We start from the raw sequence: 26,549 nt of genomic DNA, 5'->3' as shown, positions 1-26,549 counted from the left end.
TTGCATGGGACCAGAGTAAGGCACTAAAGCGCCAACTCTGGTCGACCGCAACAAGTTGCATGGGACCAGAGTAAGGCGCTAAAGCACCAACTCTGGTCGACCGCAACAAGTTGCATGGGACCAGAGTAAGGCGCTAAAGCGCCAACTCTGGTCGACAGAACACAGGAATGGGGATGGGTGCATGCCAGCATGGCTGACCGTGGTGGGAATGGGCGACGACGGTTTTGCCGGTCTGGGAAGGCCGGCGCGGCGCGCGCTGCTGGACGCATCGGTGGTCTTTGGCGGCGAGCGTCATCTCGCGATGCTGCCGCCGCGTCTGCGCGCGCGTCGCGAACCGTGGCCGCGTCCGTTCGATGTGACGCAGGTGCTCGCGCATCGCGACGATGATGCACCGGTCTGTGTGCTCGCGAGTGGCGACCCGATGCTGTTCGGCGTCGGCGCAACGCTCGCCCGTCAGCTATCCACCGACGAAATGCGCGTGCTGCCCGCGCCTTCATCGCTTTCGCTCGCCGCGGCGCGACTCGGCTGGCCCCTGCAGGATGTCATGATGGTCTCGCTGGTCGGAAGGCCGCTTGCCGCGCTCAACGCGTATCTGCATCGCGATACGCGACTCTTTGTACTGTGCGGCGATGGCCGCACGCCCGGCACGGTTGCCGCGCTGCTAAACGCACGCGGCTTCGGTCCGAGCCGGATGATCGTGCTTGAACATCTTGGCGGTGCGTCGGAACGCCGGATCGATGCGCGCGCCGACGCGTGGAACCAGAACGAAGTCGCCGCGCTCAACCTGGTCGCAATCGAATGTCGGGCGGGGGAAGCCGTGTGTGCGCTGCCGCTTACGCCAGGTTTGCCCGACGAAGTCTGGCAGCACGACGGCCAGTTGACGAAGCGTGACGTGCGCGCCGTCACGCTAGCGCGTCTCGCGCCTGAGCCTGGCGAATTGCTCTGGGACGTGGGCGCCGGCTGCGGATCGATCGGCATCGAATGGATGCGTGCGCATCCATCGTGCCGCGCGATCGCCATCGAGGCACATCGTGAACGACAACGTTTCGTCGAGCACAACCGCGATGCGCTCGGCGTGCCGGGTCTGCAGATCGTGGCGGGCAGGGCGCCGGACGCGCTTGAAGGACTCGCCGTGCCCGATGCCATTTTCATCGGCGGCGGCGTCACGGCGCCGGGCGTCCTCGACACCTGCTGGACGCGCCTGCGCAGCGGCGGCAGGCTCGTGGCGAACGCCGTCACCGTGCAAAGCGAAGCGACGCTTGTCGCGTGGCGCGAACAGCATGGCGGTACGCTGACGCGCATCAGCGTCGCGCAGGCACAGCCGCTGGGCGGCTTCGACACCTGGCGCCAGGCGCTGCCCATCACGCTACTTGAAAGCCGCAAACCGTAAATGCGCGACGAAACCCCCGAACAGCCCGCGCCGCTGCGCAGCGGCTACACGACCGGCAGCTGCGCCACGGCGACTTCGCTTGCCGCGGCGCGTCTGCTGCTCGCGGGTGTGGCGGGCGACGTTGCGGAAATCGTATTGCCGAAGGGGCAGCATGTACCGATGCCGCTCGTGTTTTGCCGCCTGACGGACGACGGCGGCGCGGAAGCCGGCACGATCAAGGACGCAGGCGACGATCCCGATGTGACGCATGGCGCAGTCGTGTTCGCACGCGTCATGTTGCGTGCGCAACCAGGTGTGCGTTTCTTCGCGGGCCCGGGCGTCGGTACGGTCACGCGCGCGGGACTGACGCTGGCGGTTGGCGAGCCGGCGATCAATCCCGTGCCGCGCCAGATGATGACCCGGCATCTCACCGATCTCGCCGCGGAACACGGCTATGCGGGTGGCTTCGACGTCACGATCGGCGTCGAAGGCGGCGAGGCACTGGCGCTAAAGACGATGAACCCGCGGCTTGGCATTCTCGGTGGGTTGTCGATCCTCGGGACGACGGGTATCGTCCGGCCGTTTTCGTGTTCCGCGTATATCGCGTCGATTCATCAGGGCATCGACGTTGCCCGCGCCAACGGCTATCAACATATCGCCGCATGCACCGGTAATGCGAGTGAAGACGCGATGCGCGCGCATTACGCATTGCCGGATATCGCACTGATCGAAATGGGCGATTTCGTGGGCGCCGTGTTCAAGCATTTGCGTCGTGCGCCAGTCGAACGCTTAAGTGTGTGCGGCGGATTCGGCAAACTGAGCAAACTCGCGTCGGGCCACCTCGATCTGCACAGCAGCCATTCGAGTATCGACCTCGACCGGCTCGCGGGCTGGGCCGCGGAGCGGGGCGCCGATGCCGGTCTGGTTCAGGCGGTTCGCGCGTCGAATACCAGCCAGCAGGCACTGGCGATTGCACGCGATCATGGTGTACCGCTTGGCGATATCGTCTGTGCTCATGCCTTGAGCATCGCGCGCGATATCGTGCCAGCAAAAGTGAAAATCGAGATGTTCGCAATCGACCGGCAGGGAAATATCGTGGGCGTCGCGCAATGACGCGCGTCCTGCTGCTGGGCGGCACCGGCGACGCGATGCAGGTCGCGCGGCAACTGGGCCCGCATGACGTCTATAGTCTTGCCGGACTTGGCAAGGTGCCGGCGGACCTTGCCTGCAGGGTGCGCGTCGGCGGCTTTGGCGGTGCTGAGGGGCTCGCGCGCTATCTGCGTGACGAGGAAATCGGACTGCTTGTCGATGCAACGCACCCTTACGCAGCGCGGATCAGTGCGAACGCAGCAGCGGCGACCCGTGTGCAAGGCGTGCCGTGCTGGGCCGTGCGCCGCGCGCCGTGGCAGCCGCAGGCCGGCGACGACTGGCGCATGGTCGACGACTGGGCGGGCATCGTCCTGGCGTTAGCGCCGTTTTCGCAGCCACTGTTTACGCTTGGACGCGAACCGCTTGCGCATCTGCATGAGATTCCGGCGCATCAGTTCTGGATCGTGCGGTGCCTCGACGCGCAACCCGGTACCGAACGTTCGCGTGTGATGGACGCGCGGGGGCCGTTTAGCGTAGAGGGCGAGCGCGCACTGTTTGGCGAGCACCGGATCGATGTCGTGGTCAGCAAGAACAGCGGCGGCAAGGCGACAGAGGCGAAACTCGACGTGGCGCGCGAGCTTGGCTTGCCGGTCGTGATGGTGCGCCGCCCGGCGCCTGGCCGTGCCGATCGCGAATTCGATTCGCCCGCGCAACTGCTTGCTGCGCTAAAAGAAATGCTTTAGCGAAAGACGTATCGACGTCTTTCGTGCAAATGGAATGATGGAGTCGTGGATGACCGTATTTTTTATTGGCGCAGGGCCGGGCGATCCGGAACTGATCACCGTGAAAGGGCTAAAGCTCGTGCATCGCTGCCCGGTGATTCTTTACGCGGGTTCGCTGGTTCCGGAGGCGATGCTTGCGGGCAACGTGGCTGAACGCGTCGTGAATACGGCGGATCTGAACCTTGACGAAATCGTCGCGTTGCTCGCGGACGCGCACGCAAAGGGGCAGGATGTTGCCCGCGTGCACTCGGGCGATCCTTCGCTCTTTGGCGCAATCGGCGAGCAGATCCGCCGGTTGCGCGCGTTGAACATTCCCTGTGAAATCGTGCCCGGTGTGACGGCCACCGCCGCGTGCGCGGCGACGCTTGGCGTCGAACTCACGTTGCCCGACGTATCGCAGACCTTGATCCTGACGCGCTACGCACGCAAGACCAGCATGCCTGAAGGCGAGGCACTCGGCGATCTCGCACGCCATCGCGCGACAATGGCGATTCATCTTGGCGTGCGGCATCTCGCAGCCATCGTCGACGAACTGGTGCCGCACTATGGCGCGGATTGTCCGGTCGCGGTCGTTTATCGGGCGAGCTGGCCCGATGAGGAACGCGTTGTCGGAACGCTCGGCGATATTTGCGGGAAAGTGCAGGGTACGCAGATCGAGCGGACCGCGCTGATTCTTGTCGGGCGCGTGCTCGATGCGGTGGCGTTCAGCGATTCGTCGCTTTACGCCAAAGCGCGGCGGCCAGTCGTTTAAGCACGCTGGAGTGGCCCGACCGCGGCTTCCCTGTCGAAACAGGAAGCCGCGGTCAGCCGTTCAGAAGCCTTAATGCCTTAATGCTGCCGCACGTGCGACGGCTCAACTGACGCACGCGGGTGCGTCACCGCGCTCACGATCGCCAGCACGATCACGTTCACGGCAAGCGCCAGAAAGCCGATATTCACGTCTTTCAGACTGTCGGGCAGGAATGGGAACAACTGCGCAACGCTCGTGTGCAGGGTCGTTGTGAGTGCAACCACGAGGACGCCCGCGAGAATCCCGCAAAACGCACCCTGTTTCGTCGCGCGATTACGTCTGGCAAGACTGCACACCAGCGCCGGGAACAGCTGTGTGACGAAGTTGTAACCCATCAGGAGCAGCGCGACAATCGTGTCTCCGCCGTGCAGCGTAAAGCCGACCGCGACGAGCGCGACCACCGGCACGAGCAGGCGCGCCAGCTTGCCGACGGCCGCATCGGACGCGTTACGTTGCAGTCCACCGCGATAGACGTCGTTCGCGAGCAGCGTCGATGCACTTGTGAGTATCATCGAACCCGGCACGAGCGCCGTCAGGACACCCGCTGCGCCGATCACGCCGACAAACCACGGGTCGAACGTCTGGATCGACAGGCGGAACAGCGACAGGTCGATATCGCCGCCCTTAAGGCCCGGCACCTTCAGCACCGCAGCAAAACCGACGAAGAACACGAACAGCAGGATCAGCTGATAGAGTGGCAGAACCATTGCATTGCGCCGGAAAATCCGTTCATCGCGTGCGGTATAGATCGAGCCGAACGTGTGCGGCCACATGAAGAAGCCGAGCGCCGTCAACAGAACCGTGGACTGGAACCACGTCACGCTGGAGCCCTTTGCCGGGAGCGTCAGGAAGCCTGGGCGCGCGGCATCGATGTCGCGGAACATTTCGCTCAGTCCGCCGTAATGGTGGATCGGCAGATAGATACCGAGGAACAGCACGATCGCGAGAATCAGCACATCCTTCACGACCGAGTTCCATGCCGAGCCGCGAACACCCGACACCATCACGTAAGCCGTCACGACCACGGCGCCGATCCAGATCGCCGCAGTCGACGAAATCGCGCCATACGATGCGGTCGCAACGATGATGCCCAGTCCCTTCAGCTGGAGCACCAGATACGGAATCAGCGCGGCGACGCCCACTAGCGCCACCAGCACACCAAGCGCCGGGCTGTCGTATTTGCGGGCAAAGAAGTGCGATTGCGAAACGAGGCGTTGCGCCTTGGCGTAGCGCCAGATGGGCGGCAGGAGCCAGTACGACAGGATGTACGCGAGCGTGCCGTACGCGAGGATGTAATAGACCGGCGCGCCCTTACCGTAAGCGAAACCGCTGCCGCCAAGAAACGTGAACGTCGTGTAGATTTCGCCAGCCATCAGCAGGAACACGAACCCGGTGCCGAAGCTGCGGCCGCCTACGGTCCACTGTTCGAGATTCATGTCGTGCCCGTGTCGCGCGCGCACGCCCAGATACAGCGCGAAAAGCGTGACGGCGGCAATCAGGATCAGTGCGCTGTTCATGACTGCACCTCCGCGGTATCGTCGGCGACCTGGCGGTTGACTGGATCGAAACGATAGATGATCCCCATGATCACGGCGCCCGCCACGACCCAGAACACGATCCAGGCAAGCACGAATGGCATGCCCAGCACGAGCGGTTCGACGCGGTTGACGAAGGGAATTCCAAGCAGGATGCCGATGAACGGCAAGGCGGCCAGCAGGCGAAACAGCATAAGACAGCTCCTCAACGCGGTGGATACGTCCGGTGGATTCTGTTTTCAGGCGTGTTGTCGCATGGACTTTATGCCTGGTCTATCCTCGCCGTAAAGACCTTCAAAAAAACTGAATGGTAATTGTAATAATAGAACGAAGCGGAGTATCTTGCATCGAGCAAGCCGTCCATTCCGGCTTGCGCTCCAGTATCATCGGTTGCAGAGGCGCCATGACACCGCCAGCCCGGCACACGGATATGGCGTGATCCCGGTCGCGGCCGGTCATATAACAACACGCTACCCAGCGATGCCGATGCGGACGTTGGGTTAGCCGTTCGATGCGAAGCGCACCCATGGTAGAGAGCCTGATCTCGGACATTCTGTTTGGCTTTACCGGATTAATCAGCATCATTAATCCGATCGGCGTCGCGTTTGTGTTTCTGGATCGCACGGAATCGCTCAGCAACGAAGAGCGTGCGACGCTGGCGAGGAAAGTGGCCATCAACGCCAGCATCGTGCTCCTCGTCGCGTTTTTTCTGGGCACGCCCGTGCTTCATTTCTTCGGCATCTCGATACAGGCCTTGCGCATTGGCGGCGGGCTGGCGGTAGCCGTGAGCGGCTGGCAGATGCTTAATGCGCCGGACGTGCGTCCCGGTGCTTCGGCGGTGCGCAATGTGGACGGCGACAATGCAATGTCCAAGGCGTTCTTTCCGCTGACGATGCCGCTAACCACCGGACCGGGTTCGCTTGCCACGGCAATCGCGCTGACTGCGAATCGCAGCCACAAGCTCACTGATTTTGTTCTGTCGGCGATTGCGTCGCTTGCGATCACGGCATTGATCGGCATTGCGATCTACCTGACGTATAGCCGCGCCACGTTGTTTGCCCGCTACCTGGGCAACGATGGAACCAAGGTCGCGATGCGTGTTTCTTCCTTTCTGCTGCTGTGCATCGGCGTGCAGATCATGTTGACGGGCTTCGGTGAATTTCTGACGCCTATTGCCCAGCTGCGCGTGACGCCGTAGGCGTTAAGGATTCCATAAGCGTGCCGATGTCAGTGCACAGTTTTACAGCAAGCAATTTGCATGGGACAGGAGATCGATTATGTGCCGCTGGCTCGCTTATACAGGTAACCCCATCCAGCTCGAGACAGTGCTGTTTCGCGCCGAGCATTCGCTGATCGACCAGAGCCTGCATTCGCGCATGGGACACACGACCACGAATGGCGACGGCTTTGGCATCGGCTGGTACGGACATCCCACCGACATTCCGTTTCGCTATCGATGCGTGCAGCCCGCATGGAGCGACCGCAATCTTCGCGAGGCGGCGCGGGCGGTAAAGGCGCCGCTCTTCATGGCGCACATTCGCGCGGCCACCGATACACCCGCGCAGGAAACCAATTGCCATCCGTTTCGCTATGGACGCTGGCTCTTCATGCACAACGGCCTGATCCGCAATTACCCCAGTGTCAGGCGAGATCTGATGATGGCGATCGATCCGGATCTGTTTGCTTCAGTGGAAGGGTCGACCGATTCGGAAGTGATGTTCTTTCTGGCGCTCACGTTCGGACTGGAACTGGCGCCCATTCCGGCGCTGGAACGGATGGCGGCGGTCGTCGAGGAAGCAGGGCGCCGGCATGGCGTCGAGCATCCGCTGAACATGACGGTCTGTGCGACCGATGGCGAGCAGATCGTGGCCGTCCGCTATTCGAGCGAGCGTGAATCGCGCTCGCTTTTTCACAGTACGTCGTTTCGCCATCTACGGGAGTTGTATCCTGACGACGCCCGTATCAAGGCGGCCGGCGACGACGCGTATCTCGTACTGTCGGAACCGCTTGTCGATCTGCCGGGTGCCTGGGAAGAAATCCCCGAGAGCGTGGCCATCATCACGAAAGGCCCGAACATCGAGCAGTATCCGTTCACGCCGGCGCTGCCCTGAGAGAGGCGCCGCTCACACCGCGCGCCGGATTTCGGCCACGCCGAACGCGGCAAGCGCGAGTCCTGCCATGCGGTCGATCAGATGGCGCATCCGCGTACCGAGCGCGTGGCGCGCGCCCGAAACCGCCGCGACCAGAAAGCACCACCACGCAACCGATCCGCAGAATACGCCGGAAACGGTCGTCAGCGCGACGCTCATCGAAAACGGTCCGCGCGGCGCAAGCGTTGCGAAGAGGGCGGCGAACATGATGATTGTCTGCGGGTTCGTCAAGGTGAGGAGCAGCGAGCTGGCACAGGCGCGCGCGGCACCGTCGGAGGGCGCCGCGCCGGGACGTGCCGTTTCGGCAACCGGTTTCTGCATGAACGTGCGTACGCCGATGTAGAGCAGGAAGAGCCCCGCGATCAGATGCAGCGGCCGGTCATATGCGAGCATGAACTGCGAGATGCTGACCATGCCCAGTGCGGCGACGAGACCATAGAGCGCGTCGCCGCTGGCGATGCCGAAACCGATTGCCAGTCCGGCGCGCGGCCCTTCGGTCAGCGTGCGACGGATGCACAACATGCCCATCGGACCGACGGGCGCTGCGACCGCGAGTCCGACGCCCGCGGCAGTAAGAAAGAGACCCGCACCAGTCATGAATGCTCCAGAACCAGAAATTCCTGTTTGTCTTGTGGCGAAGCGGCCGCGCCATATCCGTCTGAACCCGGTCAGACCGTTCGCCCGTCGATCCTTATGTATAGCACACCACTTCGACGCGATAGCCGTCCGGGTCGACCGCGAAGCGCTTGCCTGTGAAATGAACTAATCTGCAACCGTTAAACGCCATTCAACACGGGAACCGCGTCAAAAATGGAAATGGAAGAACGCTTTGAAGACGGCATGCTCGACGTAGGCGATGGACACACGATCTACTGGCGAAGCCAGGGTAACGCGCAGGCACCTGCCATCGTGATCCTGCACGGCGGCCCCGGTGGCGCGATGAATCCGCAATGGGCCGGTCTGCTCGATGCGCAGCAGTGGCGCATCGTCCTTTTCGACCAGCGCGGGTGTGGCAAGTCGACCCCGTTTGGCGAGCTGCGCAACAATGGTCTTGCGGATCTCGTCGGTGATATCGAAGCGTTGCGCGAACACCTGGGCATCGGGCAATGGGCTGTATTCGGCGGATCGTGGGGCACGACGCTTGCGCTGGCGTACGCGGCGGCGCATCCATCGCGTTGTCTTGGGTTTCTGCTGCGCGGCATCTATCTCGCGCGCGGCGAGGATACCGACTGGTTTCTGTGGGACGTCCGTCGCGTGTATCCCGATGTGCATGCGAGCTTTCTCGATGCGATCGAACAGGCAGCCGGCCGAAGACCTGCCTGCGCACGCGAGGTGCTCGAATTCAGCGGCGTTCCGCTTTCGCGTTTCGACGCGGCCAGTACCGCGCTTGCGCGCGCGTGGCGTGACTATGAGTCGACGTTGTCGCGCGTGAATCACGACACTCAGGCAGAAGAGAGCGACGCACGCACGGAGGAGGAATCCTCGCGCGCGGCGATCGCGATGGCGCTGCTCGAGCGCCACTATATGGCCGACGAATTGCCACCGCCTGCATTGCTACCCGCCGTGCCGCGTTTTGCGCACCTGCCGTGTCAGATCGTGCATGGCCGCTTCGACATGGTGTGCCCCGTCGATCAGGCGAAAGCGCTGGCCGACGCGTGGCCGCGCGCGAACCTTCTGATCGTCGATGCGGCCGGGCATTGGACCTTTGATCCCGGCGTGGCAGCGGCAGTGCGGGAAGCGGGTAAAAGGCTCCGCACCGAAATGGGGAGCGCACAGCCCGCCGCGTAGCAAGCAACAATGAAAGGCGGACGAGCGCTCAAGCCTCCTCGGCGGCAGCGACTGGGGCGCGATCGCCGTTCGCCGGTGCCTTGTCCGCCGCGTGCGAGACACGGAGCAGGCGCATCTGCCCGGGCTCCGGTCGCAAGCCGACCGCGTTCATCAGACGGTACAGCGTGGCGCGCGAGATGCCCAGTTCCTCGGCTGCGCCGGAGAGGTTATAGCCGTGCCTGCGCAGTGCCTGCTGGACAGCGGCACGCTCGGCTTCCGCACGAATCTCCGACAGGGTGCGCCGCGAATTTTCCGGATCGACCGGCAGACCCAGATCCGCCGCCGTGATGAAACGACCTTCCGCCATCACCACGGCGCGCCGCACGCAGTTGAACAGCTCGCGCACGTTGCCGGGCCACGGATAGCTGCAGATCGCCGTGATCGCGTCCGAAGTGAAGCCGCGCAGCTTGCGCGAGTTGTCGCGGCGGAACATGTTGAGCGCGTAGCTGGCGAGCAGCTTGACGTCTTCGCCGCGCTCGCAAAGTGGCGGCTCGCTGAGTTTTAGCACACACAGACGGTGGTACAGGTCGGCGCGGAACCGGCCGGCTTCCACAGCCGCTTCGAGATTCACGTGGGTGGCGGAAATCACGCGCACGTCGACCTTGATCGATCCAGTACCGCCAAGACGCTCGATCGTGCCTTCCTGCAGAAAACGGAGCAGCACGGCCTGACATTCGATCGGCATGTCGCCGATTTCATCCAGAAAGAGCGTGCCGCCCTGGGCTGCTTCGATACGGCCGATCTTGCGTTGCGCGGCCCCGGTAAACGCGCCACGCTCATGGCCGAACAGTTCGGACTGGAGGAGGGTTGGCGGCACGGCCGCGCAATTGATCGCGACGTATTCGCCGTTCGCGCGCACCGATCGTTCATGAATGGCGCGTGCGGTCAGCTCCTTGCCGGTGCCCGACGCGCCAGCGATGAAGACCGGTGCGTCGTTGTGCGCGCATTTGTCGATGCCCCGATAGAGTTGCAGCATCGCCTCGCACTGACCGATCATTTCGTGTTGCCCGAGCGTCAGCTGCTGCGGCGTGGCGGCGCGCGAGCGCAGCGACGACAGCCCGTGCGCATGGCCGAGCGCGAAAGTCAGGCGCTCGTCGACGCACGGCATCGTGACGAAGTCGAAACAGTAATCGAGGATGAAGCGGCGCAGCGATTCGTCGTCGGTCTGGCCCGGCCAGACAGCCGCGATCCAGGTTGTATGTGTGCGCTCCATACACGATTCGAGCGCGCGCAGATGCTGGGTCGCGCAGTTCTCCGGTATTTCCACGAGGCCGACCGAAATTTCGGAGCAGTCGAGAATATGTTCGGCTTCGGCAATCGACGTTGTGTACGCTACCTGCCATCCCGCTTCTTCAAGGAAGCGGACGATGCGCTCGTCGCCTGAAGGTAAAACGCACAGCGCAACGCGCGATGTGATGTCTGACGTGCAGATCGTATCCATGATGCCCCCCGGTCCTGGACTCACGCGCACCGGATAATCACTGCCGGTTTTGCGCGCGGGTCGCATCGAAATCATTTTCAGACTGCTGGTCTACAGTCGGCGGATTCCGATTTCACAGTTTTGATCGATGTGTTCGCGCGACCGTCTTGAGGCGGCGCGTGGGTTTATTTATTCAGACAAACAGGCGCGAGATGTGAGCGCGCTGGAACTGGACGGCGCAGCGATACGTGCGCCTGTGTGGACGGTTAAACGTCATCTTGATACCCCCGTAATACCTCGGCCTGCTTTTTTAATGCGCTCTATGTTTGGCGCATGACAGTGAACATAGATCAAACAATCTTGAATTGCCATAGAAATAATTCCGCCTCAAGGGTTTTTGGGGCAATTGAGTGATCGCGGTGTCGTTTTTTAGCGTCGCTAACTGATCTGGGTTCGTGCGTTCAGGGAAGGTCTGAATCGCAAATTCATGGGTAAATCTGAATGTCATAAGCGACACGTGTGTCGGGAATTCCAGTTTGAAACAGGGCTGCGTTGCAACACTGCTACACCAGCAACAGGCGAGGTGAGACCCGGACGCATGGGATGTGGATCAAGGTGCGCCGCGAGATATCGTCCGGACTGGAAAACGTGACGCAGAGCCAGGCTGCATGCGCCTCATGAGGCGGCGTGCAACGGTGTACCGGGATGGTTCGGCGATGGTTTAATCGCCGCGCGATACAACCCGGATCAGGCACGTCCGTGTTTCAAAATTGAATGTGCGCTTCGCTCGAACCTCCCGAACGATCTCAACTTTGCGACAGCTTTTTCATACGCGTTGCTCGACGAAGTATTTCCCCCTGGCATGCGTTCGGCGTGGCGTGACCTGGCTGGAAAGCCGCGCCAATGCTTGATATGTGCTTGCCGCGTTCCGTCCTGTTTCTGGCGTGAGGCGCTGTATCCACGGCGCACCTGGCCTCGAAACCATGTAACGGACTCGCAACGATGCTGCATTCGCGCGCTGTTCGAAACACATCGGATTTTCACCGTCCCCAGGAAACATAAGGCTTTGCGCGTGCATGGCACATCCGTTGCGTATAGCCCGGCAAACGGATTCGTCGCGACCGCAAGGAGGAGACCAGACCTTGCGAACGCGACACGAAACTTCAGCACCGCAAGTGGCAGACGCCTCGAGCAGATGCAGAAGAGCGGCAAAGCCAGATCGTGATGACACGAAGAGCAATACGAACGAATGAAGTCCGCTTCATTCGCCGGTTGTTCGCAGTGTCGAAACGGCGAGGTTAGGCCAGTGTTTCGCCCATACCGGGCGTTTTGATTCCGCACCTTCCCTTGATGGATGCGGACCGTCGAGTAGTCGACTTTTCTCTTACGGGGGTTAGCATGAAAAGCACGATCCAACAATTTCTGCGTGATGAAGAAGGTGCAGCGGCTATTGAATACGGCCTGCTCGCGGGGTTGATCTCGGTGATGATCATTGCAGGGGCGACGGCCATGGGGACGAGTCTCAGCAATATCTTCGATACCCTCAAGACTGCTTTGAACACGGTTGATACAAACAGCGCCAAGGCTGCGCCGTAACGCCCGACGGTTTGCCTGCTCTGCTTCGAAAAGTTGTCGAGGAGCAGAGCGGCAAACCATCTGACGAATTAGCGCGCACCGTTTCCAAACACGGAGTCTTCGATGAATGAGATTGCCTTTCCGATTGGACCCTGTGTTCTCGCGCTCGTAATTACGGCCGCCGTTTGGGACTGGAATACGAGGCGGATTCCAAACTGGCTGGTTTCGATCGCTTTGATCGTAGCGCTGCCAATGCAATGGACTGCCCACGGATTGGCAGAGGGCACGCATACATGGTTTTTCGGTTGCCTCGTCGGTGGTCTGTTCTTTCTGCCAGGTTACGCGATCCGCGCAGTCGGCGCCGGTGACGTCAAGCTGATGGCGGCAGTTGGAGCGTTCTGCGGCGCGGCGGTCACGCTGTATGCAGGGTTAATAGCATGCGTGCTGGGTGCTATCTGGGCACTGGCGACGCTCCTCAAACGCAAGCGCACAAAGGAAGGCCTGACGAATGCACTCTCGATGATCGTCGTCTTGCCCGGCGGTATCAAAGCAGCAACGCAGTACGGTAAAAACCTGCGAGAGCATTCAGTAGGCAGATTGCCGTACGGCGTAGTGATCGCAATCAGCACGATAGGTGTACTGCTGACAACCGCCTGACCAGCGGTAGTCACGATGCAATAGGGAAAGCGCAATAAAACAGTCGGACCGGATCAAAGCAAAAGCACCGCGTCTCCGCAGAGAGGCGCAGGCTAACTGGCGGGTCACACCCATGCGTGCATGGGTAAAACCCGACAGAAATGAGCCTTCAAGAATGCAGGCCATATACGGGGAAGCACGATGAATAATGCGCTGGACTGGGGCGAGATTACGTCCCGAGACACCTCCGTGCGTCGTGAACACGCCGACGTCAACGCATCCGCGCCGACCTGCGCAGCTGAAACCCGCCGCGCGCCGCATTCCGTCGGGCAGACCGGGCTCGACCTGCATTTTCTGGCGGAACTGACGGCCAAAGCCGCGGCCGTCGAAGGCAAGATCACCCTCGCACATCTGGTGGAGCGCCTCAAGCTGCCCATCCCCGTGCTCAACGAAGTCACCGGCTTCATGATCCGTGAACGCGTGCTCGAAGTCACGCATCGCGGCGCCGCCGATTTCGACGTCCAGTACCAGTTGACCGAAGAAGGCCGTGTCCGCGCCATCGGCTACCTCGCCAAATGCACCTACATCGGCCCGGCACCGGTTTCGCTCGAAGCCTATACGCGAGTAATCGCAAGCCAGTCGGTCAATCTCGTGCGCATCTCGCGCTCGTTTGCCCTCGCAGCGCTGGCTGATATCAAACTCAGCGACGCGATGATCGACGACGTCGGCGGCGCAATGAATTCCGGTCGCCCGATTCTGCTCTATGGTCCGGCGGGCGGCGGCAAGACATATATCGCCGAATGTCTCGCAAAGCTGCTGCCCGGGCACATCGACGTACCGTATGCGCTACTGATCGACCGTTCGATCGTCCAGATCTTCGATCCGCTGATCCATCAACCAGTCGAAGCGGAAGAGAACGGACTCATCAACGCATTACCGGATCGCCGCTGGCAACGTTGCCGCCGTCCGGTCGTGATGGCCGGCGGTGAACTCACGCTCGACATGCTGGAGCTGCGCTACGACGCCGGCACGGGTTTTTATCAGGCGCCGGGCCACATGAAAGCGAACAACGGCCTGTATATCGTCGACGACCTGGGCCGTCAGCGTGTCGCGCCGCAGGATCTGCTCAACCGCTGGATCATCCCGCTCGGACGCGGCAGCGAAACGCTCACGCTGCAGAACGGCGCGCGTTTCTCGCTGCCGTTCGATGTGCGGCTCGCGTTCTCCAGCAATCTCACGCCAGAGCAACTCGGCGATGAAGCGTTCCTGCGCCGGCTTGGCTGCAAGCTGTTCGTCGGTCCGCTCGATCAGCACGAGTACCGCGAACTTTACGACAGCCAGTGCGCGCAACTTGGCGTGCAGTCCGATGACGGTGCGTTCGATTACCTGTTGCAACACCTCCATCTGCCGGGACGCCGCCCGCTGCTTGCATGCTATCCGCGCGATCTGCTGGGCCTTGTCGTTGCCCACGCCAGCTATCGAGAGGAAGCACCGGTTGCAACGCCTGAAACCCTGCGTCGCGCGTGGAACAACTATTTCGCAAGTTCAGGTGAACACGACAGCATTGCATCAAAGCCCGTCCACGCAAACGAAGTAGTCCGCAGACTGGCGACCGCCTGAAGAACTCAGCTCACCCGAAGGCCGCCACCCGGCAGCCAGCAGCAGGAGAATGGAATGAAAAACTCGCGCGCTGTATTCATGCTGTTGATCGCCACGGGGGCGGGGCTGGCAGCTGTCGTGTTCGGCTCACGCTGGATGGTGTCGCAGACGTCCAGCTCAAACGCGCACGTGGTCGTCGCTTCGTCGGACATCAATCTTGGGCAGCGGGTGACGCCCGATCTCCTGAAAGTAGTCGACTGGCCTTCGAACAGTGTGCCGCCGGGCTCGTTCTCCGATCCGCAAAAACTGGATGGACGTGTGCTGAAAGAAAGCGCGCTGCGCGGCGAACCCGTGCTTGCCTCCAAGCTCTCGCCGGTCGGCACGCTCGGCGGCCTGTCCGCCGTGATCAACGAAGGCAAGCGCGCGATCACGGTTCGTGTGAACGACGTGATCGGCGTGGCGGGCTTCGCCCTGCCGGGCAACTACGTCGACATCATCGTCAACACGCAGAAAGATGCCAATCAGTCGCGCGACCAGAAAATTTCAAAGATCGTACTCGAGAAGATTCTTGTGCTCGCGGTCGCGCAAGAGGTCGGACGCGACGAGACCAAGCCGAAAGTAGTCGATGCCGTCACGCTCGAAGTCACGCCTGAGCAGGCAGAGACGATCGACCTTGCACGCAGTATCGGCACGCTTTCGCTGGTGCTACGCAACCAGGTCGATCCGCAGGCGACGACCACCGCCGGCGCGACGCGGTCGACGTTACTGGAAACGCCGGTCGTCGTTGCCGCAGCTGCATCGGAACCCGAAGCTCCGCGCGTGATCCGGCGCGTCGCCGCGCATGCACCCAGCAATTGCGTGCGGGTGATAACAGGTAGCGAGAAGGGCCAGGAATGTTTCTGACCGGCATCGCCGGCAGGCAGTAGCCACATCATAAGTTGTTCACATATAGCAGCACCTGACGGGGGAAGGACATGAACGCGAAAACAAGGTGTCCGGCGCAAGCGCCGCATCGACGCGCGCAGAAACGGAGGGCAGGCGGCTCGCGCTTTGTGCTGACCACGATGCTGAGCGCGATCGGCCTGTTCCTTTGGGTGCTGCCTTCCGCCGAAGCCGAAAGCACACGCGAAGCGGCGAGTGTCGTGGGCGCCGTTCAACCTGCTGCGCTGAATCCCCCAAGGCAGGCGGCTACGCTGGCCGCTCCGTTCACGGTCGCGGCCAATGGCCCCATCCGTCTCACGATTGGCAGCGCCGACGAATCGCAGGCAGGTGCTGCTCCCGCGAAAAACGCCAAAGGGCCGAACTGCACCGGGCCGGTCGGTGAACATAGCACCGTTGTCGTACCGCTCGGCAAATCGACGATGATCAATTTGCGCGAGCCGGTCAGGGAACGTACGGTCGGCAACCCGCAAGTGGTGCAGGCGATGCTCGTGTCGCCACAGACACTTTATCTGCTGGGCTCCGACATCGGCACGACCAACATGATCGTGCAGGGCAAGAGCGGTTCGTGCAGCGTGATCGACGTGGTTGTCGGAACGGATCCTGCCGGATTGCAACAGACGCTCGCCTCGTTGATGCCAGAGGAAACCGGCGTCCAGATCAAGGCAGCGGGCGATGCGCTCGTGCTAACGGGTGTCGTGACGGACGGCGCCAAGGCACAGCGCATCGTGGAGCTTGCCCGTGCCTACACGCAGCGGCCCAGTTCAGCGTTACCGCTTCCCGGTGCGAAGGGCGGCGCCGGAGCGGCGCCCGCGGCGAGCGGTGACAAGTCGGAGCGCATCATCAACATGCTGCAGATCGCTGCCCCGCAACAGGTGATGCTCGAAGTGAAGGTCGCGGAAGTCTCAAAGACACTGATCGATCAGCTGGGCGCGCAGGCAAACCTGCAAGGCAGCATCGGCAGCTGGTCGTTTGGCTTGCTCGCGAATTTCCTTTCGGGCGGGATGGCGGCCATAGCAGGTGCGAAGTCAAATAATCTGCCGCTTAACCTCGCGATCGATGCCCAGAAGACCGATCAGCTCGTCAAGATTCTGGCTGAACCGAACCTGATGGCGATCAGCGGACAGGAAGCAAGCTTCCTCGCTGGCGGCAAGGTATTCATCCCGGTGCCGCAAAGCAATGGAACTGGCGGTACCACGATCACGCTGCAAGAAGAGCAGTTCGGCGTCGGCCTGACCTTTACGCCGACCGTGCTCGAGGGTGGCCGTATCAATCTGAAGGTCGCGCCGGAAGTGTCCGAGCTTTCGCCGACCGGCGTCGCCGTGACGGCCGGCGGGACGAGCAGCACGGCAATCCTGCCACTCATCACGACACGTCGCGCGTCGACCACGCTGCAGGTGTATGACGGACAGAGCTTTGCCATCGGCGGCCTGATGAAGAACAATGTGACTGGCACGATCAAGGGCTTGCCGGGTATAGGCGAGCTGCCGGTACTCGGTGCGCTGTTCCGCAGCACGAACTACCAGCAGGACAAGACGGAACTGGTGTTCGTCGTGACGCCGCGTCTCGCCAAACCGCTGCCCCGTGAGTATCCGCTGCCGACTGACAGCTTCGCGAATGTCAACGAAGGCAATCTTTACGCGACCGGCAACATGGAAGGGCGCAAGCCCGCGCCCCCGGCCGCGCCTGCTTCGGCGACGCCTGCTGTAAATGGCGCTAACGGTGCCAGCGGTGCCAGCAGTGCCGGCCCCGTTGCGGCAACCGGTGCTGTTGTTGTCGTGCCGCCGGTGGCCGGTCCTGCCGCGATGCCGCCCGCAGCGCCGGTTTCGACGCAGGCGCCGGGACCGGATGCCGCATCGCCCGCCAATCTTGTGTCGCCAGGCGGCAAGCCCATCGCGCTCGACGAGCCGCGCGTCAATGCAGTGCAAACCGCGCAGATAAGCGTGACGCCACTGCCTGCGTCGACTGCGAGCGTGCCGGACGAATCGCCGCCCACTGCGATATCCAGCGCCAGGCCGCTTGAGCCCGGGCCTGATACCTACACGGCTTCTCCACCGGTTTCCGCTTTGGCGTCCAGCGCACTTGATCCGCCGGACACGTCCATCGCCCGAACCGTTTCGCCAGCAACACAGATCAGCACGACACAGTGAACAGGATCCGTCTTGCAGACTTATTGGAGAAGAACATGAACACAATCCAGACCTCCATTCGCCTTGCGCTTTGCGTCGGAGCCTGCGCGACACTCGGCGGTTGCCTCAGCTCGACGCCAGAGTGGGACCAGCATTTTGGGGAATCCGTCACGCAGATCAAAACGATGCAGATGCTTAACCCGATGGCATCGGCAAACGACGATCCTGTTGCCGGCATCGACGGGAGTGCGGCAATAGCGGCGCAGACAAACTACGTCAAGTCCTTTACCGCGCCAACACCTCCAGCAAACGTATTCACGATTGGCGTCGGCACGGGTAGTAGCAACTAGTTTTCGAAGCAGGTTCGCATAGCAGTGGAGATACACATGATCGACATCCTTTTGATTTCGTCCAGCGACGAGCATGAGCGCGAAGTGAAAGCGTTGCTCGCCGCAAGCGACGTCCGGCACCGGTTGCATTCCGAGCGCGGCGCGGCGAAGCAGTTGCCACGCTACGCCGAGCGAATCAAAAAGGCCGATCTGTTGATCGTCGCTGATACGGCACTCGTGGTCGGCGACCTGGCTGCGATCGGGGAAGCAATCGGCCATGCCCCGAATCTGACCTGCATGCTGGTGGCGTCGGCCCTGTCGACCGACATGTTGATGGCGGCGATGCGCGCCGGCGTGCGGCATGTGTTGTCCTGGCCGATCGACGCACGGGAATTTGCACAGGAACTCTCGCACGTTGCTGGAAAGAAGACTTCCAGCACACGGCGGGAAGGCCGCGTGATGTCGCTCGCGTCAGGCAGAGGCGGGGCCGGCACGACGCTGATCGCCACGAATCTCGCCTACGCATTCGCAGCTGTACGCGACAGGCGTGTACTACTCGTCGACCTGGACCAGCAGTTCGCGGACGCGAGTCTGCTCGTCGCGGAAAAGACACCGGCCTCGACCATCGCGGACCTCTTCGCGCAGATCGAACGACTCGATGCAGCGTTCTTCGATGCCTGCGTCTCACACGTACACGCGAATCTCGACGTGCTGGCGGGTGCAGGTGATCCGGTGAAAGCGACCGAGATGCGTGCATCGCACCTCGAACGTCTGCTGGCACTGGTACGCGACCAGTACGACGTGGTGATCTTCGATCTGGGCCAAACCATTAATCCGCTGGCACTGCATGCGCTCGATCAGAGCGAGTCGATCTGCGTGGTCGCCCAGCAGACCATTCCACAGTTGCACGCGGGACGCCGGTTGCTCGACATCCTGGGCGCGCTGGGCTATTCGGCCAGCAAGATGCATCTACTTGTGAACCAGTATGACAAGGGGGCGCAGGTCGACCTTGCCGCCATCGAGGAAGCACTTGGCGTCAAGCCCGCCCATCTGTTGCCACGAGATGAAAAGAGCGCGCTCCAGGCTGTCAACCAGGGCGTGCCGCTTCTCACCATTGCGAAAGGTTCTTCACTGACAAAAAGCCTTGGCGCCCTCGCTGCCTTTCTATGGCCGGAAGCGACGACGCCTTCGAAGAGCATGTTTGGCCGCCTGCTCGCACCGAAGCAACGCGCGGTACAGCAACTCAAACCCAGTCATTGAGCGATAACCGGAGAGCAGCATGTCATTGCGCGAACAACTTTTGATGCAGGGCGATCTGGCTGTCGCCGAAGCGCCCGCTTCCAGTAATGCGGCCTCTCCGGGTGATGCGAAGGCGGCTCGTCAGGCGTACCAGAAGCTCAAGATGAACATCCACCAGACGATCATCGAACGGGTGGAACTGGACAAGCTGCAACGACTGACGCCCGATCAGGTGAAACGCGAACTGGCACAGCTTGTCGAGCGCATCGTCGACGAAGACAAGGTGCCGATGAACGAGTTCGAGCGCAAGCGTCTCGTGCAGGACGTGCAGGACGAAATGCTGGGCCTCGGCCCGCTCGAACCGCTGCTAAACGATCCGACGGTCTCGGACATTCTGGTGAATACGTCGCAACATGTCTACGTGGAACGACGCGGCAAGCTCGAACACACCGACATCACGTTCTACGACGACGCGCATCTGATGAAAGTCATCGAGCGCATCGTGTCGCGTGTCGGCCGGCGTATCGACGAATCGACGCCGATGGTCGATGCACGACTGCCCGACGGCTCACGGGTAAACGCGATTATTCCGCCATCGGCTATCGACGGGCCACTTGTATCGATCCGGCGATTTTCGGTGCATCCGCTTACCGTCGACGACATGCTGAACAACCAGAGCTTTACGCCTGCGATGGCGCAACTGCTCGAAGCACTGATCAAATCGAAACTGAACGTCCTGATTTCAGGTGGGACGGGCAGCGGCAAGACAACGTTGCTGAACCTGCTGTCCGGCTTCATTCCAGCCGACGAACGTATCGTCACGATCGAGGACGCGGCTGAACTCCAGTTGCGCCAGCAACACGTGCTGCGACTTGAAACGCGGCCGCCGAATATCGAAGGCAAGGGCGAAATCTCACAGCGCGCGCTGGTGCGCAATGCACTCCGGATGCGCCCGGACCGCGTCGTGCTCGGCGAAGTGCGTGGCGGTGAAGCGCTCGACATGCTGCACGCGATGAACACGGGTCACGAAGGATCCATGGCGACCCTGCACGCGAACACACCGCGCGACGCAATCACACGCCTGGAAAACATGGTGTCGATGGCCGGTCTGACGATGCCCGTTAAGGCGATGCGTCAGCAGATCGCGTCGGCGATTTCCGTGGTGGTGCAGGCGTCGCGCCTGACCGACGGGCGACGCAAGTTGATGAGCATTCAGGAAATCACCGGCATGGAAGGGGACGTCATCAACATGCAGGAGATCTTCACGTTCAAGAGAACAGGTGTCGATGACGACGGCCGCATCAAAGGCTATTTCTGCGCAACGGGTGTGCGGCCGAAGTTTTGCGACCGGTTGACTGCTTTCGGCATCACGCTGCCGGACAACATGTTCGATCCAGCTCGCCGCTTCGAAGTGTGAACCCGCGCGAAATGTATTGAGGAGTGAGGTATGGATACGTCGTTTATGGGTTTCGTCGTGCTGCTGTTCATCGCGACGGTGCTGATGATCGAGGGGCTGTACATCTTCTGGCACAACCGGCACGGCGCTTCCGTCAAGCGGATGAAGCAACGCGTGCGCGCGGCGGCGCCGGGTGGAAAGTCGGGCGACGATCAGCTATCGATTCTCAAGACACGAACACTGAGCGACTCGCCGCTGCTGCTGCAACTGCTGATGCTGATGCCGCGAGTTCAGATGTTCGACAGGCTGTTGCTGCAGTCGGGGCTCACCTGGTCCGTCGGGCGATTTTTTGGGTATATGGGCGGCTGTGCCGCGGCGGGCCTCGTGGCTGGATTCGTATTGCATCAGCCCGTTGTGATCGCGCTGGTGTTCGGCGGAGTTGCCGCCTTTTTGCCGCTTCTTGTCGTGCGCAGCAAGCGAAACAAGCGCATCGGGATTCTTGAAAGACAGCTCCCCGAGGCTGCCGATCTGATCAGCCGTGCATTGCGTGCCGGCCATTCGTTTCCGAGCGCGCTTGGCATGGTTGGGGATGAAATGCCGCAGCCATTGGGAGGCGAATTCAAGCTTGCGTTCGATGAAATCAACTACGGCGTGGCGATGAGCGTCGCGCTGCAAAACATGGTGCATCGCGTGCCTGTTCCCGATCTGCGCTATTTCGTGATCGCGGTTCTGATCCAGCGCGAGGCGGGCGGCAATCTTGCGGAAATTCTCGGCAATATCAGTTCGATCATTCGCGAACGACTGAAGCTGATGGGCAAGGTCAAGGTGCTGTCGGCGGAAGGACGGCTTTCCGCCTGGATTCTATGTCTGCTGCCATTCGTGCTGGCCGGCGTGATCCTGTTGATCACCCCGCAGTTGATGCGTGTCTTCTGGACCGATCCTACCGGTATGAAGATGGCGGGCGTGGCGATGGTTTTCATGCTGTTCGGCATCTTGTGGAGTCGCAAGATCGTACGTATTCACGTATGAAAGCGATCTTCCATCAACGATATAACGGGGGCGGGGAAACCCGGAGACCATGACAATCGTGCAGATCGCGGTGCTCGCGCTGATGTTTCTGATCGTATTCGCCGCGGCCCTCATCGGGATGAATCTGTTAAAACCCGATCCTTTAAAGCAACGTATCGGTCAGATCGGCACGATCTCCGGGGGCGGCGGCAATGTCGGCGCCAAGCCGGAGGACGCAGGAAAATGGGTCGAGAAGATTGCTCAGGCATCGTCACGCGTTGCGAAATTTTCGTTGCCTGGTGAAGACTGGAACCGTTCAATACTGCGCGTGCGCTTTCTGAATGCCGGACTTCGAAGCGAATCCGCACCGGCGATCTATTTCGCGTCGAAGACTGTCCTCGCGCTTGCGTTTCCCGTCGTCGCCATGCTCGCGTTCGGCACCAGCATGCATGACACGCCTCGCATCTATGTGTTGCTGGTCCTGCTCTGTACCTCGGCGTCCGGTTTCTATCTTCCAAACGGTGTGCTCGCCCGCCTCATCGATCGTCGTCAGCGCGCGCTTTTCGAAGATCTTCCGGATGCGGTTGATCTGATGACCGTGTGCGTGGAAGCGGGGCTTGGATTCGACGCGGCACTAGGGCGAGTCACCGACGAAATCGGCATGAAGAGCCAGGCGCTGAGAGACGAGCTCGAACTTGTGCTACTGGAATTGCGCGCTGGCGCGGGGCGGGACAAGGCGCTTCGCAATCTGTCGCTCAGAACCGGTGTGGAAGACATCGAGACCCTTGCGGCGATGCTGATCCAGGCCGACAGGTTCGGGACGAGCGTGGGTGATTCGCTACGCGTCTATACCGACAATCTGCGGACCAAGCGGCGTCTTCGCGCCGAAGAGAAAGCGGCCAGGATCGCATTGAAGCTGCTGTTTCCGCTGATTTTCTTCATTTTTCCGACGCTCATCATCGTGCTGATCGGCCCGGCGATTCTCCAGGCCACGCGCGTGCTCATGCCAGCGATGAAACACATTGGCTAGTCGCGCGGTGCGTATGCAGGTGACGGTCCGGATGCGGACAGTGTTGAGGGCGAACGCAGGAGCGGCGACATGAGAGCCAGGATTTTCGGGAGATCACGACGACAGCAGCGAGGAGCGACCGCGGTCGAGTTTGCACTGGTCGCGCCGATCCTGTTCTTCCTGATGTTCGTCGCCATCGATCTCGGGTTGTTACTCTGGGTCAATCTGACGATGCAGTACGCGGTGCGCGAGGGCGCACGTTACGCGGTCACGGGCCAGTCCAGTCTGGACCCGGCCGCTAGCGGCCAGCAGCGCTATCTCGCGATTATCCAGGAAATCAAGAACAGTTCGATGGGCTTGTACAACATCGTCGACCCGAGCTACACGGTCACGATCAATGGCACGCCGCAAAGCTACAACACACCGGCCGGCTATAGCTCCGGCATGTTCGGAAACGCCGGCGACATCATCGTGTTGCAGCTGAACTGTTCGTGGCCGCTGCTGACGCCGCTGGTGCGTCCGTTCTTTCCTGGCGGCAGCTACGCGTTTACGGTCGCCGCGACGATGCGCAACGAGGGCTTCTGACATGAACAGCAGAGCATTCAAAACGAGGCGCCAGAAACAACGCGGCGTTGCGGCAATCGAAATGGCCGTGCTGCTGCCAATGCTTATTGCGATCGCCCTTCCGGTGTACGACTTCGCGCGCAACATTCAGGCGCAGATGATATTGACCAACGTCAGTCGCGAAGGCGCGAATCTCGCGTCGCGGGCGCTGACCGCGTTTCCGGTGCAGACCATCATGTCGTCGCTTACCCAGACGACCCCGCCGCTCAACATGAGCGCGAACGGCATGATCTACATCACCATGATTGTCGGCAATAACACCTGTGATGCGAAAGGGAACAACTGCACCGGTGTGGTGGCCGCGCAATACCGCTGGACCGGTGGCAATTATTTTCCGGCCAGCAAGATCTGGAACTGCGGGTCCGCGGGGACGAGCTGGGCCACGGATGGGACGGGGAGTTGTGCCAATGTTCCGCCTGTGACGAGTACTTCTCCCGTGGTGAGCACGCTGCAGGGGCAACTGTGGGATGGACAGGTTGTGTATGTCGTTGAAGCGTTCTACAGGCAGCCGCCGCTCATCGGAGCGTTGAATCTCGGGTCTGGCATCAACACGCCCGCGCTCTCGCCTGATCTGTACGCCATGACGGCCTTTTGACGGCATGCAACGGGGACTCACGTGATCAATACATCAAGAAAGCGCCAGCAAGGCGCCGTCAGCGTGATCGTGGTGTTCGCGCTGGTCGCGCTCCTGGGCGTACTCGGCCTCGCGATCGATTCAGGATTCGGCTATCTGATCCGTACGCGACTCGATGCCGCCGCGGATGGCGCCGCCCTGGCGGCGGGCCACGCAGTCACGCGGGGCGATAACCAGGCGGACCAGACCACGAATGCCCAGCAGGCCGCGGCGGCATTCTTTTCGGCTAACTATCCGGCTAATTTTCTGGGTTCCACGGCGTCGATGGACACGCCATCGATCACGTTTGCATCCGGAACCGTGACGATCGATGTTCAGGCACAGGCTCAGGTGCCCGTCAACTTCATGCAACTGTTCGGATTCAAGGTGTTGAACGTGTCGACGCATTCGGAGACTGTGCGCAGGGATCTGGACATGGCATTCATTGTCGACGTGACACAGTCGATGACCACGACCGCCGGCCAACCCGCGGCTGTCCGCGCAAACGCGATTTCGTTTCTGAATAACTTCGATATCTCAAACGATCGCGTCGCGCTCATGCACTTCGCGTACGGGACTGTCGTGGACGTGCCATACAAGACTGACAGTTCGCGTGGATTCGATCGGGCCGGCATGACGACCGCCATCAACAAGTATACGTTTGAGGGCAGCACGAATTCTTCCGAGGCGTTCTGGCAGGCACGCAACCAGATGAACGGCCTGACCAATCCATCCAGTTTGCGGGTGATTGTGTTCTTCTCCGACGGCGCGCCGAACAGTTTCTCGTCGCAATTTCAGAATAGCGTCGCTGGATGCGATGGCGCGGTAGGAACGGTTGCTAGCGGGGATGCGTCGAGCGGTACACCGACCGGTCTTTATCGCGCAGACCAGATCAGTCAGAAGGTAGCAAGTTGTTACGCGAGCAACGTTTCAAAGAATTTCATCAAACAGCTTCCAGCGTTTTACAACGCACACGACCCGAATGACCAGACCTACCCGATCGTTGCCAGCAGCCCCCGGGTCGTCACGAACACACCGACGTACCAGAATATCAACCGCGCGTCGCGCAATCTGCTTGAAGCAATGGCGGAGAATGCCCGCGCCAACAAGATCTTTGTGTTCACACTGGGTCTGGGGGTGCAATTGACGCAACCAGCAGGTCCCGACAACGAACTGGGTCAGGATGTGCTCAAGTGCATGGCGAACACGTCCGATGCCCCCGCTCGTTGCTACAACGCCCAACAGCCGGTGGGCGTCTATTGCCATGCCGCAACCGCAGCCGATCTGAAGCCCTGCTATGCACAGCTTGCTTCAGCGATTCTGCGTATCGCGCAATGAGGTGGAGCGGTTTAGCACGGGCAAAACGCCTGGGCGTTGGCCGGTTCCGCGCTCACTCCCCGGCGCGCTCCATCGCAGCTTGATACCTGCCCAAACACGCCTCACTATTCAAACGCGCGCGCTTGAGTAACGCGTTCTGCGCAGCAGCAACGTTAGCGGCCAACCCTTTCCACGCCTGTAACGGCGGCTCCTGTAACGCCCGTCCATAGGAAAAGCTCAGATTCCACGGCAAAGCCCCAAGCCGGTTCATCGCATCAAGATTCGCGGTAGCCTGCTCCGGTGTCTGCCCACCCGACAAGAACACCACGCCGGGCACCGCAGCCGGCACAGTCCGTTTAAGGACCCGCACTGTTTGACGCGCGACATCTTCAACCGAAGCCTGCTCGCCTTTAGCCGCATTAGAACCCGCAATCACCATGTTCGGTTTGAGCAGCATATGCTCAAGCACGACCGCATGCCGGTGCAGCGCGTGAAAGACCTCGTGTAGTACAGCCTCGGTCACTTCAAGGGAACGCGCGATCGTATGGTCGCCGTCCATCAGCACCTCGGGTTCGACGATGGGCACGATGCCCGCTTCCTGACAGATCGCCGCATAAGAGGCGAGGGCATCGGCATTCGCCTCGATGGCGAGCCGCCCAGGCAGTGTCGGCGAGATGTTGTACACCGCGCGCCACTTGGCAAAGCGCGCGCCTTGTTTCCTGTACCCGGCCAGCCGTTGAGCGAGCCCGTCGAGCCCTTGCGTGATTTCGTCGCCAGGTGCATGGGCAAGCGGGATCTTGCCAAGATCGACCTTGATACCCGGCACGATGCCCTGCGAGGCGGCCAGTTCCGGCAGCGGCGTGCCCTTGCTGGAGCGTTGCCCCAGCGTTTCTTCATACAGGATGACACCGCTGATGTATTCGCCAAGGCCCGACGTCGACAACAACAGGTCGCGCCATGCACGGCGGTATTCCTCGTTCGACTCGATGCCGATGGTCTTGAAGCGTTTCGCGATTGTCGGTCCGCTCTCGTCGGCGGCCAGCAATCCCTTGCCCGGTTGGACCATGGCATTGACGGTGTTCTGAAGCTCGCTTGCAGTGCTCATCGCGTATCCCTCCCTGACGTCGGTATGGACAGGTTCACGTGTGCAGCATACTCCCGGCGCGCCATCCAT

25 protein-coding genes and 1 pseudogene are annotated in these 26,549 nt (G+C 61.3%); 21 read left to right on the top strand and 5 right to left on the bottom strand.

Going from position 1 to position 26,549, the window contains the following annotated elements:
* The first annotated feature begins 181 nt into the window (after nucleotides 1–181).
* Genes cbiE through cobM form a run of 4 tightly spaced genes read left to right on the top strand, consistent with a single transcriptional unit; the run spans nucleotide 182 to nucleotide 3,991 of the window.
* On the top strand, nucleotides 182–1,390 hold the full coding sequence (gene cbiE / locus LPA37_RS18485) for a precorrin-6y C5,15-methyltransferase (decarboxylating) subunit CbiE (protein WP_229013289.1): 1,209 nt from the start codon (nucleotides 182–184) through the stop codon (nucleotides 1,388–1,390).
* Nucleotides 1,391–2,482 carry a cobalt-precorrin-5B (C(1))-methyltransferase gene (locus LPA37_RS18480; RefSeq protein WP_229013288.1) on the top strand — a complete coding sequence of 364 codons (1,092 nt, stop codon included), beginning with the start codon at nucleotides 1,391–1,393 and terminating at the stop codon, nucleotides 2,480–2,482. It abuts the gene before it with no gap.
* Nucleotides 2,479–3,201 (top strand): cobalt-precorrin-6A reductase, encoded by a 723-nt coding sequence (locus LPA37_RS18475; RefSeq protein ID WP_228976627.1) that lies wholly within the window; start codon nucleotides 2,479–2,481, stop codon nucleotides 3,199–3,201. Before LPA37_RS18480 ends, LPA37_RS18475 begins: the two co-directional genes overlap by 4 nt.
* A gap of 49 nt (nucleotides 3,202–3,250) precedes the next feature.
* Entirely contained in the window at nucleotides 3,251–3,991 is a 741-nt protein-coding gene (gene cobM, locus LPA37_RS18470) for a precorrin-4 C(11)-methyltransferase (RefSeq protein ID WP_228976629.1), read from the top strand.
* Between the two features lie 77 nt (nucleotides 3,992–4,068).
* Here cobM and LPA37_RS18465 read toward each other — a convergent pair whose 3' ends face one another.
* Both LPA37_RS18465 and LPA37_RS18460 read right to left on the bottom strand, forming a co-directional pair.
* Complete coding sequence (locus tag LPA37_RS18465; RefSeq protein ID WP_228976631.1) at nucleotides 4,069–5,547, bottom strand: sodium:solute symporter family protein; 1,479 nt, start codon at nucleotides 5,545–5,547, stop codon at nucleotides 4,069–4,071.
* On the bottom strand, nucleotides 5,544–5,759 hold the full coding sequence (locus LPA37_RS18460; RefSeq protein ID WP_228976633.1) for a DUF3311 domain-containing protein: 216 nt from the start codon (nucleotides 5,757–5,759) through the stop codon (nucleotides 5,544–5,546). Before LPA37_RS18460 ends, LPA37_RS18465 begins: the two co-directional genes overlap by 4 nt.
* 332 nt (nucleotides 5,760–6,091) lie before the next feature.
* On the opposite strand from LPA37_RS18460, the gene LPA37_RS18455 reads away from it, so the two are divergent.
* Entirely contained in the window at nucleotides 6,092–6,763 is a 672-nt protein-coding gene (locus tag LPA37_RS18455; RefSeq protein WP_228976635.1) for a MarC family protein, read from the top strand.
* Between the two features lie 79 nt (nucleotides 6,764–6,842).
* Nucleotides 6,843–7,676, top strand: a complete 834-nt coding sequence (locus LPA37_RS18450) for a class II glutamine amidotransferase (RefSeq protein ID WP_228976637.1) — start codon at nucleotides 6,843–6,845, stop codon at nucleotides 7,674–7,676.
* 12 nt (nucleotides 7,677–7,688) lie between these two features.
* Here LPA37_RS18450 and LPA37_RS18445 read toward each other — a convergent pair whose 3' ends face one another.
* Nucleotides 7,689–8,312 carry a LysE family translocator gene (locus tag LPA37_RS18445; RefSeq protein ID WP_229013287.1) on the bottom strand — a complete coding sequence of 208 codons (624 nt, stop codon included), beginning with the start codon at nucleotides 8,310–8,312 and terminating at the stop codon, nucleotides 7,689–7,691.
* Nucleotides 8,313–8,525: 213 nt separating this feature from the next.
* On the opposite strand from LPA37_RS18445, the gene pip reads away from it, so the two are divergent.
* Complete coding sequence (pip, locus tag LPA37_RS18440; protein ID WP_228976641.1) at nucleotides 8,526–9,503, top strand: prolyl aminopeptidase; 978 nt, start codon at nucleotides 8,526–8,528, stop codon at nucleotides 9,501–9,503.
* Nucleotides 9,504–9,531: 28 nt separating this feature from the next.
* Here the strand turns inward: pip and LPA37_RS18435 are convergent, their stop codons facing one another.
* The gene (locus LPA37_RS18435; RefSeq protein WP_228976642.1) at nucleotides 9,532–10,983 is read right to left on the bottom strand and encodes a sigma-54-dependent transcriptional regulator; all 1,452 of its coding nucleotides are present in this window, start codon (nucleotides 10,981–10,983) and stop codon (nucleotides 9,532–9,534) included.
* Between the two features lie 1,377 nt (nucleotides 10,984–12,360).
* On the opposite strand from LPA37_RS18435, the gene LPA37_RS18430 reads away from it, so the two are divergent.
* The 14 genes and pseudogenes from LPA37_RS18430 to LPA37_RS18365 all read left to right on the top strand — a co-directional run bounded on the left by LPA37_RS18430 (nucleotide 12,361) and on the right by LPA37_RS18365 (nucleotide 25,396).
* On the top strand, nucleotides 12,361–12,558 hold the full coding sequence (locus LPA37_RS18430) for a Flp family type IVb pilin (protein WP_229013286.1): 198 nt from the start codon (nucleotides 12,361–12,363) through the stop codon (nucleotides 12,556–12,558).
* 102 nt (nucleotides 12,559–12,660) lie between these two features.
* Nucleotides 12,661–13,194 carry an A24 family peptidase gene (locus LPA37_RS18425; protein WP_229013285.1) on the top strand — a complete coding sequence of 178 codons (534 nt, stop codon included), beginning with the start codon at nucleotides 12,661–12,663 and terminating at the stop codon, nucleotides 13,192–13,194.
* 180 nt (nucleotides 13,195–13,374) lie between these two features.
* Nucleotides 13,375–14,793: an ATP-binding protein gene (locus LPA37_RS18420; RefSeq protein WP_229013284.1), complete on the top strand. Its 1,419-nt coding sequence runs from the start codon at nucleotides 13,375–13,377 to the stop codon at nucleotides 14,791–14,793.
* Between the two features lie 54 nt (nucleotides 14,794–14,847).
* Nucleotides 14,848–15,675, top strand: coding sequence for a Flp pilus assembly protein CpaB (gene cpaB / locus LPA37_RS18415; RefSeq protein WP_228976652.1), 828 nt, complete (start codon nucleotides 14,848–14,850; stop codon nucleotides 15,673–15,675).
* 71 nt (nucleotides 15,676–15,746) lie between these two features.
* Entirely contained in the window at nucleotides 15,747–17,861 is a 2,115-nt protein-coding gene (locus tag LPA37_RS18410; RefSeq protein WP_407672557.1) for a pilus assembly protein N-terminal domain-containing protein, read from the top strand.
* Nucleotides 17,862–17,896: 35 nt separating this feature from the next.
* Nucleotides 17,897–18,190 carry a hypothetical protein gene (locus tag LPA37_RS18405; protein WP_229013283.1) on the top strand — a complete coding sequence of 98 codons (294 nt, stop codon included), beginning with the start codon at nucleotides 17,897–17,899 and terminating at the stop codon, nucleotides 18,188–18,190.
* 36 nt (nucleotides 18,191–18,226) lie between these two features.
* Entirely contained in the window at nucleotides 18,227–19,429 is a 1,203-nt protein-coding gene (locus LPA37_RS18400) for an AAA family ATPase (RefSeq protein WP_229013282.1), read from the top strand.
* Between the two features lie 19 nt (nucleotides 19,430–19,448).
* The gene (locus LPA37_RS18395; RefSeq protein WP_229013281.1) at nucleotides 19,449–20,825 is read left to right on the top strand and encodes a CpaF family protein; all 1,377 of its coding nucleotides are present in this window, start codon (nucleotides 19,449–19,451) and stop codon (nucleotides 20,823–20,825) included.
* Nucleotides 20,826–20,855: 30 nt separating this feature from the next.
* Nucleotides 20,856–21,833, top strand: a complete 978-nt coding sequence (locus LPA37_RS18390; protein WP_229013280.1) for a type II secretion system F family protein — start codon at nucleotides 20,856–20,858, stop codon at nucleotides 21,831–21,833.
* A gap of 49 nt (nucleotides 21,834–21,882) precedes the next feature.
* The gene (locus LPA37_RS18385) at nucleotides 21,883–22,842 is read left to right on the top strand and encodes a type II secretion system F family protein (protein ID WP_229013279.1); all 960 of its coding nucleotides are present in this window, start codon (nucleotides 21,883–21,885) and stop codon (nucleotides 22,840–22,842) included.
* A gap of 69 nt (nucleotides 22,843–22,911) precedes the next feature.
* Complete coding sequence (locus LPA37_RS18380; protein WP_229013278.1) at nucleotides 22,912–23,406, top strand: TadE/TadG family type IV pilus assembly protein; 495 nt, start codon at nucleotides 22,912–22,914, stop codon at nucleotides 23,404–23,406.
* 1 nt (nucleotide 23,407) lies between these two features.
* Nucleotides 23,408–24,040 (top strand): TadE/TadG family type IV pilus assembly protein, encoded by a 633-nt coding sequence (locus LPA37_RS18375; RefSeq protein ID WP_267478179.1) that lies wholly within the window; start codon nucleotides 23,408–23,410, stop codon nucleotides 24,038–24,040.
* Between the two features lie 21 nt (nucleotides 24,041–24,061).
* Nucleotides 24,062–24,217 (top strand): annotated as a pseudogene (locus LPA37_RS27730) (preprotein translocase subunit SecE); the annotation flags it as partial.
* A gap of 126 nt (nucleotides 24,218–24,343) precedes the next feature.
* Complete coding sequence (locus LPA37_RS18365; RefSeq protein WP_229013290.1) at nucleotides 24,344–25,396, top strand: vWA domain-containing protein; 1,053 nt, start codon at nucleotides 24,344–24,346, stop codon at nucleotides 25,394–25,396.
* Nucleotides 25,397–25,448: 52 nt separating this feature from the next.
* On the opposite strand, the gene LPA37_RS18360 is transcribed toward LPA37_RS18365, so the two are convergent.
* Nucleotides 25,449–26,480: a class I fructose-bisphosphate aldolase gene (locus tag LPA37_RS18360; RefSeq protein WP_229013276.1), complete on the bottom strand. Its 1,032-nt coding sequence runs from the start codon at nucleotides 26,478–26,480 to the stop codon at nucleotides 25,449–25,451.
* Between the last annotated feature and the right edge of the window lie 69 nt (nucleotides 26,481–26,549).

This window comes from Paraburkholderia gardini, from assembly GCF_907164545.1.
Classification (GTDB): Bacteria; Pseudomonadota; Gammaproteobacteria; order Burkholderiales; family Burkholderiaceae; genus Paraburkholderia; species Paraburkholderia gardini.
The sequence above is the reverse complement of the archived record's forward strand: the minus strand, read 5'-3'. Positions and strand labels throughout refer to the sequence as shown.

Coding starts and splice junctions, on each gene's coding strand:
- cbiE (WP_229013289.1), top strand. CDS start 182: ATGCCAGCATGGCTGACCGTGGTGGGAATGGGCGACGACGGTTTTGCC.
- LPA37_RS18480 (WP_229013288.1), top strand. CDS start 1,391: ATGCGCGACGAAACCCCCGAACAGCCCGCGCCGCTGCGCAGCGGCTAC.
- LPA37_RS18475 (WP_228976627.1), top strand. CDS start 2,479: ATGACGCGCGTCCTGCTGCTGGGCGGCACCGGCGACGCGATGCAGGTC.
- cobM (WP_228976629.1), top strand. CDS start 3,251: ATGACCGTATTTTTTATTGGCGCAGGGCCGGGCGATCCGGAACTGATC.
- LPA37_RS18465 (WP_228976631.1), bottom strand. CDS start 5,547: ATGAACAGCGCACTGATCCTGATTGCCGCCGTCACGCTTTTCGCGCTG.
- LPA37_RS18460 (WP_228976633.1), bottom strand. CDS start 5,759: ATGCTGTTTCGCCTGCTGGCCGCCTTGCCGTTCATCGGCATCCTGCTT.
- LPA37_RS18455 (WP_228976635.1), top strand. CDS start 6,092: ATGGTAGAGAGCCTGATCTCGGACATTCTGTTTGGCTTTACCGGATTA.
- LPA37_RS18450 (WP_228976637.1), top strand. CDS start 6,843: ATGTGCCGCTGGCTCGCTTATACAGGTAACCCCATCCAGCTCGAGACA.
- LPA37_RS18445 (WP_229013287.1), bottom strand. CDS start 8,312: ATGACTGGTGCGGGTCTCTTTCTTACTGCCGCGGGCGTCGGACTCGCG.
- pip (WP_228976641.1), top strand. CDS start 8,526: ATGGAAATGGAAGAACGCTTTGAAGACGGCATGCTCGACGTAGGCGAT.
- LPA37_RS18435 (WP_228976642.1), bottom strand. CDS start 10,983: ATGGATACGATCTGCACGTCAGACATCACATCGCGCGTTGCGCTGTGC.
- LPA37_RS18430 (WP_229013286.1), top strand. CDS start 12,361: ATGAAAAGCACGATCCAACAATTTCTGCGTGATGAAGAAGGTGCAGCG.
- LPA37_RS18425 (WP_229013285.1), top strand. CDS start 12,661: ATGAATGAGATTGCCTTTCCGATTGGACCCTGTGTTCTCGCGCTCGTA.
- LPA37_RS18420 (WP_229013284.1), top strand. CDS start 13,375: ATGAATAATGCGCTGGACTGGGGCGAGATTACGTCCCGAGACACCTCC.
- cpaB (WP_228976652.1), top strand. CDS start 14,848: ATGAAAAACTCGCGCGCTGTATTCATGCTGTTGATCGCCACGGGGGCG.
- LPA37_RS18410 (WP_407672557.1), top strand. CDS start 15,747: ATGAACGCGAAAACAAGGTGTCCGGCGCAAGCGCCGCATCGACGCGCG.
- LPA37_RS18405 (WP_229013283.1), top strand. CDS start 17,897: ATGAACACAATCCAGACCTCCATTCGCCTTGCGCTTTGCGTCGGAGCC.
- LPA37_RS18400 (WP_229013282.1), top strand. CDS start 18,227: ATGATCGACATCCTTTTGATTTCGTCCAGCGACGAGCATGAGCGCGAA.
- LPA37_RS18395 (WP_229013281.1), top strand. CDS start 19,449: ATGTCATTGCGCGAACAACTTTTGATGCAGGGCGATCTGGCTGTCGCC.
- LPA37_RS18390 (WP_229013280.1), top strand. CDS start 20,856: ATGGATACGTCGTTTATGGGTTTCGTCGTGCTGCTGTTCATCGCGACG.
- LPA37_RS18385 (WP_229013279.1), top strand. CDS start 21,883: ATGACAATCGTGCAGATCGCGGTGCTCGCGCTGATGTTTCTGATCGTA.
- LPA37_RS18380 (WP_229013278.1), top strand. CDS start 22,912: ATGAGAGCCAGGATTTTCGGGAGATCACGACGACAGCAGCGAGGAGCG.
- LPA37_RS18375 (WP_267478179.1), top strand. CDS start 23,408: ATGAACAGCAGAGCATTCAAAACGAGGCGCCAGAAACAACGCGGCGTT.
- LPA37_RS18365 (WP_229013290.1), top strand. CDS start 24,344: ATGGACACGCCATCGATCACGTTTGCATCCGGAACCGTGACGATCGAT.
- LPA37_RS18360 (WP_229013276.1), bottom strand. CDS start 26,480: ATGAGCACTGCAAGCGAGCTTCAGAACACCGTCAATGCCATGGTCCAA.